This is a genomic window from Streptococcus parasanguinis, assembly GCF_016648925.1.
In the GTDB taxonomy this organism is placed as follows: Bacteria; Bacillota; Bacilli; order Lactobacillales; family Streptococcaceae; genus Streptococcus.
In genome coordinates, this window is sequence record NZ_JACLQX010000021.1 from 22,977 (window position 1) to 35,557 (window position 12,581).

10 protein-coding genes are annotated in these 12,581 nt (G+C 40.8%); 9 read left to right on the plus strand and 1 reads right to left on the minus strand.

Annotated elements, in window-relative coordinates:
* Positions 1-46 precede the first annotated feature (46 nt).
* Genes sufD through sufB form a run of 4 tightly spaced genes read left to right on the plus strand, consistent with a single transcriptional unit; the run spans position 47 to position 4,411 of the window.
* Positions 47-1,309: a Fe-S cluster assembly protein SufD gene (gene sufD / locus H7T97_RS07990; RefSeq protein WP_201089995.1), complete on the plus strand. Its 1,263-nt coding sequence runs from the start codon at positions 47-49 to the stop codon at positions 1,307-1,309.
* A 9-nt stretch (positions 1,310-1,318) separates the two neighbouring features.
* The gene (locus H7T97_RS07995; RefSeq protein ID WP_201089996.1) at positions 1,319-2,545 is read left to right on the plus strand and encodes a cysteine desulfurase; all 1,227 of its coding nucleotides are present in this window, start codon (positions 1,319-1,321) and stop codon (positions 2,543-2,545) included.
* Complete coding sequence (gene sufU, locus H7T97_RS08000; RefSeq protein ID WP_003004754.1) at positions 2,532-2,966, plus strand: Fe-S cluster assembly sulfur transfer protein SufU; 435 nt, start codon at positions 2,532-2,534, stop codon at positions 2,964-2,966. The genes H7T97_RS07995 and sufU overlap by 14 nt, the downstream gene beginning before the upstream one ends.
* Before the next feature lie 32 nt (positions 2,967-2,998).
* Positions 2,999-4,411, plus strand: a complete 1,413-nt coding sequence (sufB, locus tag H7T97_RS08005; protein WP_003010279.1) for a Fe-S cluster assembly protein SufB — start codon at positions 2,999-3,001, stop codon at positions 4,409-4,411.
* A gap of 56 nt (positions 4,412-4,467) precedes the next feature.
* Here sufB and H7T97_RS08010 read toward each other — a convergent pair whose 3' ends face one another.
* Positions 4,468-5,709 (minus strand): serine hydrolase, encoded by a 1,242-nt coding sequence (locus H7T97_RS08010; RefSeq protein ID WP_201089998.1) that lies wholly within the window; start codon positions 5,707-5,709, stop codon positions 4,468-4,470.
* Between the two features lie 205 nt (positions 5,710-5,914).
* Between H7T97_RS08010 and H7T97_RS08015 the strand changes: the two genes are divergently transcribed.
* From H7T97_RS08015 to H7T97_RS08035, 5 genes are all read left to right on the plus strand, one after another.
* Positions 5,915-7,900: a peptide ABC transporter substrate-binding protein gene (locus tag H7T97_RS08015; protein WP_201090000.1), complete on the plus strand. Its 1,986-nt coding sequence runs from the start codon at positions 5,915-5,917 to the stop codon at positions 7,898-7,900.
* Between the two features lie 73 nt (positions 7,901-7,973).
* On the plus strand, positions 7,974-9,473 hold the full coding sequence (locus H7T97_RS08020) for an ABC transporter permease (protein WP_049475083.1): 1,500 nt from the start codon (positions 7,974-7,976) through the stop codon (positions 9,471-9,473).
* The gene (gene oppC, locus H7T97_RS08025) at positions 9,473-10,399 is read left to right on the plus strand and encodes an oligopeptide ABC transporter permease OppC (RefSeq protein ID WP_003010290.1); all 927 of its coding nucleotides are present in this window, start codon (positions 9,473-9,475) and stop codon (positions 10,397-10,399) included. The genes H7T97_RS08020 and oppC overlap by 1 nt, the downstream gene beginning before the upstream one ends.
* A gap of 11 nt (positions 10,400-10,410) precedes the next feature.
* Positions 10,411-11,478, plus strand: coding sequence for an ABC transporter ATP-binding protein (locus H7T97_RS08030; protein ID WP_003004369.1), 1,068 nt, complete (start codon positions 10,411-10,413; stop codon positions 11,476-11,478).
* Between the two features lie 10 nt (positions 11,479-11,488).
* Positions 11,489-12,415 (plus strand): ATP-binding cassette domain-containing protein, encoded by a 927-nt coding sequence (locus H7T97_RS08035; RefSeq protein WP_003010296.1) that lies wholly within the window; start codon positions 11,489-11,491, stop codon positions 12,413-12,415.
* Positions 12,416-12,581: the final 166 nt, after the last annotated feature.

The following is a 12,581-nucleotide window of genomic DNA, read 5'->3' on the forward strand; positions in this document are numbered from 1 at the left end:
TGTTGTCATAAAATCAAACAGATAGTATCTTTATTAGGAGAAAAAAATGAGTATTGAAAATATTACACTCTTTTCGGAACTGCATGCTGAGCCAAGCTGGCTGCAAGAATTACGAAAAAAAGCTTTTAACAAGATTGATCAGTTGGAATTGCCAGCGATTGAACGCGTCAAATTCCATCGCTGGAATCTTGGCGATGGAACGATCACAGAAAGCGAGGTTTCTGCCAATGTTCCTGATTTTACAGCCCTCGATTCAAACTTGAAATTGGTACAAGTTGGAACTCAGACTGTATTTGAACAGGTGCCACAAGCCTTGGCAGACCAAGGAGTTCTTTTTACAGATTTCCATACTGCCCTAGAAGAAATTCCGCAGGTGATGGAAGACTACTTCATGTCTTCAGTTAAATACGATGATGACAAACTAGCAGCATACCACACAGCTTATTTTAATAGTGGGGCTGTTCTTTATATTCCAGATAACGTCGAAATTTCAGAACCAATCGAAGGTATTTTCTACCAGGATAGCGACAGTGATGTACCTTTTAATAAGCACATTTTGATTATCGCAGGAAAAAACAGCAAGTTCAGCTATTTGGAACGCTTGGAATCAAAAGGTGATGGCTCAGCAAAAGCAACTGCGAATGTGACGGTTGAAGTGATCGCCCGCTCAGGTGCCCAAGTGAAATTTGCGGCGATTGACCGCCTGGGTGAAAATGTCACAGCTTACATCAGTCGACGTGGGAAACTAGGTCAGGATGCCAGCATTGATTGGGCTATCGGTGTTATGAACGAAGGTAACGTGGTTGCAGACTTTGACAGTGACTTGGTTGGAAACGGAAGTCATGCAGATTTGAAAGTCGTTGCTTTATCAAGCGGTCGTCAGGTTCAAGGAATTGACACCCGCGTGACCAACTTTGGTTGCAACTCGATCGGAAATATCTTGCAACACGGGGTTATTCTTGAAAAAGGAACCTTGACCTTCAATGGAATTGGTCATATTATCAAGGGGGCTAAAGGAGCAGATGCTCAGCAAGAAAGCCGTGTCTTGATGTTATCGGATCAAGCTCGTTCAGATGCCAACCCAATCCTCTTGATTGATGAAAATGATGTCACAGCTGGCCATGCTGCATCGATCGGTCAAGTGGACCCAGAAGATATGTATTACCTCATGAGTCGTGGTCTGGATCAACACACAGCAGAACGCTTAGTGGTGCGTGGTTTCTTGGGATCTGTGATTGTTGAAATCCCAGTTAAAGAAGTACGTGATGAAATGATTGCCACCATTGAAGAAAAGTTATCTCAACGCTAAGGAGAAACAATGCTAGATAAAAATACGATTGCTCAAGACTTTCCCATTCTCGATCAACTAGTTCACGATGAGCCTTTGGTTTATCTAGATAATGCAGCGACGACGCAAAAACCTAAACGTGTTCTTGAAGCAGTTAATCACTATTATTTGCAAGATAACGCCAATGTCCATCGTGGAGTCCATACTTTGGCAGAACGAGCGACAGCAGCCTATGAAGCAGCGCGTGAGAAAGTCAGAAAATTTATCAATGCTTCATCAACCAAGGAAGTGCTCTTTACAAGAGGGACAACGACTGGACTCAACTGGGTAGCCCGCTATGCAGAAGAAGTCCTAAAGGAAGGGGATGAAGTCCTGATTTCCATTATGGAACATCACTCCAACATCATTCCTTGGCAGCAAGCCTGCAAGAAGACAGGAGCAAAACTGGTCTATGTCTATCTAAAAGATGGCTTACTGGATATGCAGGACTTAAAGAGCAAGCTTAGTGAGAAGACAAAATTTGTTTCCATCACCCATGCTTCGAATGTCTTAGGGGTGGTCAATCCGATCAAGGAAATTGCTCGATTAGCTCATGAAGTTGGAGCGTTCATGGTCGTAGATGGGGCTCAATCAACCCCTCATATGGCCATTGATGTACAAGACTTAGATGCGGATTTCTTTGCTTTTTCTGGCCATAAGATGGCTGCACCAACAGGGATTGGTGTCCTCTATGGGAAGGAAGAAATCTTAGAACAAATGTCTCCGATCGAGTTTGGGGGCGAGATGATTGACTTTGTTTACGAGCAATCTGCCTCTTGGAAGGAATTGCCTTGGAAATTTGAAGCTGGAACACCTAATATGGCGGGCGCAATTGGTCTTGGTGCAGCAATCGATTACATAGAAGAGCTGGGTATGGACCAGGTAGAAGCGCATGAGCATGAATTGATTGACTATGTGTTTCCAAAATTACAGGCGATCGAAGGCTTGACCATCTATGGTTCCCAAGACTTAGCCCAACGTTCTGGCGTCATTTCCTTCAATCTAGGAGATCTCCATCCGCATGACTTAGCAACAGCACTAGATTATGAAGGGATTGCCGTTCGTGCAGGTCACCACTGTGCACAACCGCTTCTTCAATACCTACAAGTCCCAGCGACAACGAGAGCAAGTTTTTATATCTACAACACCAAAGCGGACTGTGATAAATTAATTGAGGCATTGATCAAAGCAAAGGAGTTTTTCAATGGCACTTTCTAAATTAGATTCGCTGTACATGGCGGTCGTAGCTGACCATTCAAAACACCCTCACCATCAGGGCCAGATTGAAGATGTTGATCAGATCCAACTCAACAATCCAACTTGTGGAGATGTGATCCAGTTAAGTGTGAAATTTGATGAGAATGACAGGGTGGAAGATATCGCCTTTGTTAATTCAGGATGTACGATCTCAACCGCTTCAGCTAGTATGATGACGGATGCTGTAATGGGAAAAACAAAAGAGGAAGTCGAAGAATTGGCGCAGGTCTTTTCAGAAATGGTCCAAGGGAAGTCAGATCCTCGCCAAGAGGAATTGGGAGACGCAGCCTTCTTATCTGGAGTCTCAAAATTCCCACAACGGATTAAATGTGCGACCCTCTCCTGGAATGCTCTTAAAAAAGCGATCGAACGTAGCAAATAGTTAAAAGAAGAAACAGAGAAAGAAAGGAAATTATGGCTGAAGAAAGAGTCGAACCGAAACCAATTGATCTCGGTGAATATAAATTTGGATTTCACGATGATGTTCAACCCATTCTCTCTACCGGGAAGGGATTGAATGAAGCGGTTATTCGTGAATTGTCTGCAGCAAAAAATGAACCCGAATGGATGCTCGAATTCCGTTTGAAATCTTTTGAAACCTTCAAAAAGATGCCCATGCAAACCTGGGGAGCCGATCTATCAGAGATTGACTTTGATGATTTGATCTATTATCAAAAACCTTCGGATAAACCTGCCCGTTCATGGGACGAAGTTCCAGAGAAAATCAAGGAAACCTTTGAGCGTATCGGGATTCCTGAAGCAGAACGTGCTTACTTAGCGGGGGCTTCTGCTCAGTATGAATCAGAAGTGGTTTACCACAATATGAAAGAAGAGTTTGAAAAGTTGGGGATTATCTTTACCGATACGGATTCTGCCCTAAAAGAATATCCAGACCTTTTCAAACAGTATTTTGCGAAGTTAGTACCACCAACGGACAACAAATTGGCTGCCCTCAACTCAGCAGTCTGGTCTGGTGGAACCTTCATTTATGTACCAAAAGGCGTAAAAGTAGACGTCCCCCTTCAAACATACTTCCGTATCAACAATGAAAATACTGGTCAGTTTGAACGCACTTTGATTATCGTGGACGAGGGAGCAAGTGTTCACTATGTAGAAGGATGTACAGCACCGACCTACTCAAGCAATAGCCTCCATGCAGCGATTGTCGAGATCTTTGCCTTGGATGGTGCTTACATGCGCTATACGACCATCCAAAACTGGTCAGACAATGTCTACAACTTGGTCACCAAGCGGGCCAAGGCTCAAAAAGATGCCACAGTTGAGTGGATCGACGGAAACCTAGGTGCCAAGACAACTATGAAGTACCCATCTGTTTATCTGGATGGAGAAGGAGCGCGTGGGACCATGTTGTCCATTGCCTTTGCGAATGCAGGGCAACACCAAGATACAGGTGCCAAGATGATTCATAATGCCCCTCATACCAGCTCATCTATCGTATCGAAATCTATTGCGAAGGGTGGCGGAAAGGTAGACTACCGTGGACAAGTGACCTTTAACAAAAATTCCAAGAAATCAGTTTCCCACATCGAGTGTGACACCATTATCATGGATGATTTATCTGCATCAGACACGATTCCATTTAATGAAATCCACAACTCACAAGTTGCTTTGGAGCACGAAGCTAAGGTTTCAAAAATCTCAGAAGAACAACTTTATTATTTGATGAGTCGTGGTTTGTCTGAATCAGAAGCGACAGAAATGATTGTCATGGGATTTGTAGAGCCCTTTACAAAAGAACTTCCAATGGAATACGCCGTTGAGTTAAACCGACTCATTAGCTACGAAATGGAAGGATCTGTAGGATAATTCATTTTCATCAATCAAAAATCACAATGGATTTGACTCCATTGTGATTTTTTTGCTTATAATTTTTCGTTGACATAACGGACGAATTCATTCCACCAAACCTTTAAGAAAAAGCTTTTCTCAATGGTTCTTCCTGCTACCATATCGACCGTAGGCTCCTGATCTTCTAAGTAGCCACGCCCGATCTTATCTGGATCAGTGTAGTGTAATTTTCCAAGATTAGTGCCTGATTTGACAGGTGCTCGGAATGATTCTTGGTCACTCTTGAATTTAATTTTTGGTTCCGCTTGACTGCCTTGCTTTTCGACGATATAGAAGTCTTTTTTTGCAACAGCTAAAACAGTCTCGGATTTCCCATCCATGACAGTTGCCTTACTTTTTCCGTAGGGATCTCCTTCTTTAACGACAATGGAAGAAACAAAGGTTCGTACCACGTAGTTCATCAGAGAAGAAGTAGCCACAAAGCGTGCATATGGATCACCGTCAACTGCCTCCACTCCTAGGACAACCGTGATCATATGGATGCCATTTTGCGTCGTCGATGCAGCAAAGGTGATGCCACCTTTGGTAGAGTTGCTGACCCGAAGGCCGTCGACTCCCGAACGGTAATTCGGCATGCCTTCTAGCATCAGGTTGGGGTTTTCAATCTGCGTGTTTGAAAAAAGAGCAGTGGGCTTTGAAGTATATTTGGTCACTTCAGGAAAATCCTGGAGTAAGTGCTTGGCAATAACAGCAATATCATAAGCACTCAATTGATTTTCGTCTTCTTTCCCGTCAGGGTCACTGCTGATGGTTTGAGTATTTAATCCGGTAGCATTGATTAAATGAGGAGATTGAATGCCCCATTCAGCAAGTTTCTTCTTCATATTTTCAACGAAGCTTTTCTCAGAGCCACCTACTTTCTCAGCTAAGGCCAAGGCAGCAGTGCTAGAATTTCCAACTAAAAGAGCCGTCAATAACTGTTCAACCGTATATTGGTTCCCCTCCATAGGAAGAGTACCAGCACCTTCGATATCATTTAAGGACAAAGCTTTCTCAGACAGCATGATAGGATCTTTCAGAGAAAGTTTTTTTTCATGAATGGCTTCGAAAATCAGATAAGTGGTCAAGAGTGTAGACAGTCCCCCCACATCTCGTTTTTTCTCCGAGTCCTTTTCGTAGAGAATTTTACCTGTGTCAGCTTCAACAGCAATGGCGCTTTGAGCAGGAAGATCTAGCTCATCTGCTAGAACGACTTGATAAGGTAAACTGCATAACAGCAGCATGAAGGTTAAAAAAGAAAGAAAGAATTTTTTCACGGTTGTTTCCTCGTTGCTTAGTCCTCTCTATTGTATCATACAAATGATTAATGGAAAATCGTAAAATCATCAATTAGGCTAAAAAGTCAGTCATAGCAAGGTTTTTGGATGGGGTTGAAGCAAATATTCAGAAAATTTAGTTTACTTTTTTTTCTACTTGTGATATAATCTTAAACAAATCTAAAAAAACTATTGGAGAATTCCTATGAAAAAAGGTAAAGTATTCGCAGTTGCTGGAGTAACACTCCTTGCAGCTGGATTGTTAGCTGCATGTTCTAGTTCAAATACTAGCAAAGCAAGCTCAGGCGAAGACAAAAACTATGGTTATGTCTACACTACTGACCCAACAACTTTGGACTATACTGTGTCTTCTAAATCTGCCACTCAAGATCTCACTACAAACATCGTAGACGGTTTGATGGAAAATGACAAGTATGGAAATCTTGTGCCATCACTTGCGGAAGATTGGTCTGTTTCAAAAGATGGTTTGACTTATACCTACAAGATTCGTAAGGGTGTTAAATGGTACGATGCAGATGGTGAAGAACGCGGTGAAGTGACTGCCAAAGACTTCGTGACTGGTTTGAAACACGCTGCTGATAAAAAATCAGAAGAACTTCCACTAGTTCAAGGCTCAATCAAAGGCTTGGATGATTATGTGCAAGGAAAAACTACAGACTTCAGCCAAGTTGGTGTCAAAGCGGTTGATGATTACACACTTCAATATACATTGAACAAACCTGAAACCTTCTGGAACTCTAAAACAACAAACGGAATCTTGTTCCCAATTAGCACAGAGTTCTTGAAGAGTAAGGGAGATGATTTTGGTCAACCAAACGATGTGAAATCAGTACTTGCAAACGGACCATTCCTTTTGAAATCTATTACTTCAAAATCATCTGTTGTATTTGAAAAGAATGACAACTACTGGGATAAGAAAAACGTTCATGTCAAGGAAGTAAAACTTACTTATTACGATGGATCAGACCAAGATTCATTGGCACGTGGTTTCTCTGATGGAGCTTATACAGCTGCTCGTCTTTTCCCATCAAGCTCAAACTTTGCAACAGTAGAGAAAAAATACAAGGACAATATCTATAACACACCAGCTGGTTCAGGTGTAGCAATCCTTGGTTTCAACATCGATCGTCAATCTTACAAACACACTGCTAAGAAATCAGATGCTGAAAAATCTTCTACTAAGAAAGCAATCTTGAACAAAGATTTCCGTCAAGCCATCACTTTTGCCTTGAACCGTGAAAACTACTCAGCACAAGTCAATGGTAAAGAATTTGCTAAACCAGCTATCCGTAATACATATGTTGCACCTGCATTCGTACAAGTAGATGGAAAAGACTTCGGAAATGTAGTTGCAGATAAGTTGACTACTTATGGAGACCAATGGAAGGGTATCAACCTTGCAGATGGTCAAGATGGTCTTTACAACAAAGATAAAGCCAAAGCACAACTTGAAAAAGCCAAAGCTGAACTTCAAAAAGACGGCGTTCAATTCCCAATTCATATTGACGTTCCTGTTATTCAAAATGCAACAAGTGTAGTTACACGTATGCAATCATTGAAACAAACAGTGGAAGATACTCTTGGTAAAGACAATGTCGTTGTTGACCTTCAAATGATGGACCAAGATGAAGTAATGAACCTTACTTTGAACGTACCATCAGCAGCAGATGCAGATTGGGATCTTCAAGGTATGGTCGGTTGGAACCCAGACTATCAAGATCCATCAACTTACCTTGATACGCTTCAACCATCTTCAGAAGATCAAACAAAAGTTTACCTTGGTTTTGCAGGTGGTGTAGATAACCCATCAGCTAAAGCTGTAGGTTTGGATGAGTTTGCAAAACTTCTTGACGATGCAAACAACGAAACACAAGATGTTGTGAAACGTTATGAAAAATATGCAGCAGCTCAAGCTTGGTTGACAGATAGCGCAATTGTAGTACCTACAATGTCATCATCAGGAGCAGCAACTGTTATCTCTAAAGTGGTACCATTCTCTGGTGCTTCAGCTCAAGCTGGTAACAAAGGATCAGCATACTTCAAATATGTAGAAGTTCAAGATGAACCTGTTACTAAGAAACAATACGAACAAGCACGTGAAAAATGGCAAAAAGAAAAAGCTGAGTCAAACAAAAAAGCTCAACAAGATCTTGAAAAACACGTTAAATAATTAAATTATTGCTTTTCATTAGAACTTTCTCTTCTAGGGGAGAAAGTTCTTTTGGACATTAAAGGAATGAAATATGAAAAAATATGTTTTTATGCGTATTTTGCGTTCGTTAGTGTCGATCTTTCTCGTCACGACATTAACCTACATGATTATCTATACGCTAACACCGAGAAATCTCATCTTTAAGAATGACCCCAACTACAATAAAGTAGCAAAGACAAAAGATTCGAAGATCAACTACGAAAATACAGTCTATGATCGCATGGGTTATTTGGAATACATGGATTCAAAGAGCTTGCAACAAAAAGCAAGTAAAGAAGATTCTTCCGTAACGGTTGATGCGACAAATGCCAATGAAAAGATCTACAAAAAATATATTGAAAAATTAGGTCATGGTTGGCAGTTGAAACGTTTCCCGGAAAGTAAGTCTTTCTATGCGGTGCGTGAAATTCCGGTTTTTGAACGTGTCATCAGCTTCTATGCGAATTTGATTCAGTTTGATCATCCAGGTTGGGTGAAAGATGCCTCAAATCCAAACCTCAAACGCTATATCCGTATTGAAAATGATCCATCTATTGGTTGGTCAGTAGTAGGTTCTGGTACGAAACACAAATACCTCTTGTACTTTAATGGTCAATTCCCATATGTACACCAAAACTTTGTAACCTTAAACCTTGGAAATTCGTATCCAACTTATTCAAATACCCCTGTTCTTCAAGTTATTACCCAAGGACAAGGAACGACTAAGAAGAGTGAAGTGAACTTCCCAACAGGTAAAAAGACATCTTCAATCGATATCTACTCACGTACCTACAAATCACCAAGTAAGGCAGACTCACAAGACATCAGTCGATTTGGTAAAGGGGACGCTTATACAGCAACGTTGAGCAACTATGAGAATCCATCCATGATTGCATCTTCTTCAATCATTGGTTTGATTGGTATTGCGATTGCTTACTTGATTGCGATCCCATTAGGATCTTACATGGCTCTGTTCAAGAACTCATGGTTTGATAGCATCTCAACAGCAACCTTGACATTTATGATGTCTCTTCCAACTATTGCCCTTGTTTACATTGTGCGTCTAGCAGGTTCATTTGTTGGACTTCCAGACTCATTCCCAGTACTTGGAGCACAGGACTGGCGTTCATATGTATTGCCGTCTCTGATTCTTGGTTTGTTGAGTGCGCCATTTATCGCAGTTTGGATTCGTCGTTACATGATCGATATCCATTCGCAAGATTTCGTCCGTTTTGCTCGTTCAAAAGGATTGTCAGAACGGGAGATCTCAAGAAAACACATCTTCAAAAATGCGATGGTTCCATTGGTATCTGGTATTCCAGGTTCTATCATTGGAGTTATCTCAGGTGCGACACTTACTGAAACAGTCTTCGCTTTCCCAGGTATGGGTAAAATGTTGATTGACTCTATTAAAGCATCAAACAACACCATGGTCATCGGACTTGTCTTCATCTTCACATCACTTGGTATCTTTGCTGCCATGTTAGGTGATATCTTGATGACAGTGCTTGATCCACGGATTAAATTAACGAATACGAAAGGAGGCAAATAATGGCTACAATCGATAAAAATAAATTTCAGTTTGTAAAACGCGATGACTTTGCCTCTGAAGTAATCGATGCTCCAGCGTATTCATACTGGAAATCTGTATTCAGACAATTCTTGAAAAAAAGAACCACTATCATTATGCTTGCTATTTTGATTGGGATTCTCTTGATGAGCTTTGTCTATCCTATGTTTTCAAATTTTGATTACAACGACGTAAGTAAGGTAAATGACTTTTCAGCACGTTTGAATCCACCAAGTGCCAAAGCTTTCTTTGGTACAGATAATAACGGTAAATCTCTCTTTGATGGAGTTTGGTTTGGTGCTCGGAATTCGATTATCATTTCCTTCATCGCCACTGTTATTAACGTGGTTGTCGGAGTTATCGTTGGTGGAATTTGGGGGATCTCAAAATCCATCGACCGTATCATGATGGAAGTTTATAACGTTATTTCAAACATTCCGTTTATGTTGATCGTTATCGTCTTGACTTACTCAATGGGATCTGGTTTCTGGAACTTGATTCTTGCCATGTCCTTAACTGGATGGATCGGAATTGCCTATACCATTCGTGTCCAAATCATGCGTTACCGTGATTTGGAGTACAACTTGGCCAGCCGAACATTAGGAACACCGACTTTGAAAATTGTTACGAAAAATATTTTGCCTCAATTGGTATCTGTTATCGTGACACAAACATCACAGTTACTTCCAAGCTTTATTTCTTACGAAGCTTTCCTTTCCTTCTTCGGACTTGGTCTTCCAATCACAGTTCCAAGTTTGGGACGCTTGATTTCTGACTATTCTCAAAACGTAACTACAAATGCCTACCTATTCTGGATTCCGCTTACTGTTTTGATTTTAGTATCCTTGTCATTCTTTATCGTCGGACAAAACTTGGCCGATGCCAGCGACCCACGTACACATAGATAGGAGGAGTAGATATGACATCAAATAACAATATTATTTTATCTGCTCAAGATATCGTAGTGGAATTTGACGTGCGCGATCGCGTACTGACAGCTATTCGTGGCGTATCGCTTGAGCTAGTAGAAGGTGAAGTTCTTGCCTTAGTTGGTGAGTCAGGTTCAGGGAAATCAGTTTTGACAAAAACGTTCACTGGAATGTTAGAAGATAATGGCCGTATTGCCCAAGGTTCGATTAAATACCGTGGTCAAGAATTGACAGATTTGAAATCGAATAAAGATTGGGAAAATATTCGTGGATCTAAGATCGCTACAATTTTCCAAGACCCAATGACAAGTTTGGACCCAATCAACACAATTGGTTCACAAATTACAGAAGTCATTATCAAACACCAAGGGAAAACAGCTAAAGAAGCCAAAGAAATGGCTTTGGACTATATGGAGAAAGTTGGAATTCCAGATGCGGAACGTCGTTTTGATGAGTATCCATTCCAATATTCAGGTGGGATGCGTCAACGGATCGTTATTGCCATCGCCTTGGCCTGCCGTCCAGATATCTTAATCTGTGACGAACCAACAACAGCCCTTGACGTAACCATTCAAGCGCAAATCATTGATTTGTTGAAATCCCTTCAAAAAGAATACCAATTTACAGTTATCTTTATCACCCACGACTTAGGTGTGGTTGCAAGTATTGCAGATAAAGTAGCCGTTATGTATGCTGGAGAAATTGTTGAGTTTGGTAAAGTAGAAGAAATTTTCTACGATCCAAAACATCCATATACATGGAGCTTACTTTCAAGCTTGCCTCAATTGTCAACCTCAGATGGTGATCTTTACTCTATCCCAGGGACTCCGCCATCATTGTATGCTCCAATCAAAGGAGATGCCTTCGCTCTTCGTTCAGACTATGCAATGCAGATTGATTTTGAAGAAGAGGCACCTGCTTTCAAAGTAACCGATACTCACTGGGCTAAGACATGGTTGCTCCATCCAGATGCACCAACAGTTCATAAACCAGAAGTAATCGAAAACCTTCACGAAAAGATTGGCTCAAAAATGGGCTTCACTCACATTACAGAATAGGAGGAAGGAAATGACTGAAAAATTAGTTGAAATTAAAGATTTAGAAATTTCCTTCGGTGAAGGAAGTAAAAAATTCGTTGCTGTAAAGAACGCCAACTTCTTCATTAATAAGGGAGAAACGTTCTCTCTTGTTGGTGAATCAGGAAGTGGGAAGACAACAATTGGACGTGCGATCATCGGTCTGAATGATACAAGTGCTGGAGAAATTATTTATGACGGTCGCAAGATCAACGGAAAAAACTCTCACAGTGAAAAATCAGAGTTGATCCGTAAGATTCAAATGATCTTCCAAGACCCAGCAGCAAGTTTGAATGAACGTGCAACAGTTGATTATATTATCTCTGAAGGTTTGATCAACCACCATTTGTTCAACAGTGAAGAAGAACGTCAGGAAAAAGTGAAAAATATTATGCATGAAGTTGGGCTTCTTGCAGAACATTTGACACGTTACCCTCACGAATTCTCAGGTGGTCAACGTCAACGGATCGGTATTGCCCGTGCACTTGTCATGGAACCAGAATTTGTCATTGCGGATGAACCAATCTCAGCCCTTGACGTTTCAGTACGTGCGCAAGTTTTGAACCTTTTGAAAAAATTCCAAAGAGAATTAGGCTTGACCTACCTCTTTATCGCCCATGACTTGTCAGTTGTACGCTTCATTTCTGACCGTATTGCAGTTATCTATAAAGGGGTTATTGTAGAAGTGGCAGAAACTGAAGAGCTATTTAACCATCCAATCCATCCATACACCCAATCCCTACTTTCAGCGGTCCCAATTCCAGATCCAATTCTAGAACGTAAAAAAGTTCTAAAAATCTACGATCCAGAACAACATGATTACTCTGAAGATAAACCACAAATGGTTGAAATTAAACCAGGTCATTATGTATGGGCTAACAAAGCTGAAGAAAACAAATACAGACAAGAATATAAATAGAGAGGATTCCCTCTCTATTTTCTTTATTCAAAAAAACTTTCAAAAAAATAAAATTTTTTGGAAAAAAGTATTGACAGTAAGGTAAGGTTATGATATACTAATATAGTTGTCGCGCGAGAGCGACAAAGACCTTTGAAAACTGAACAAGACGAACCAATGTGCAGGG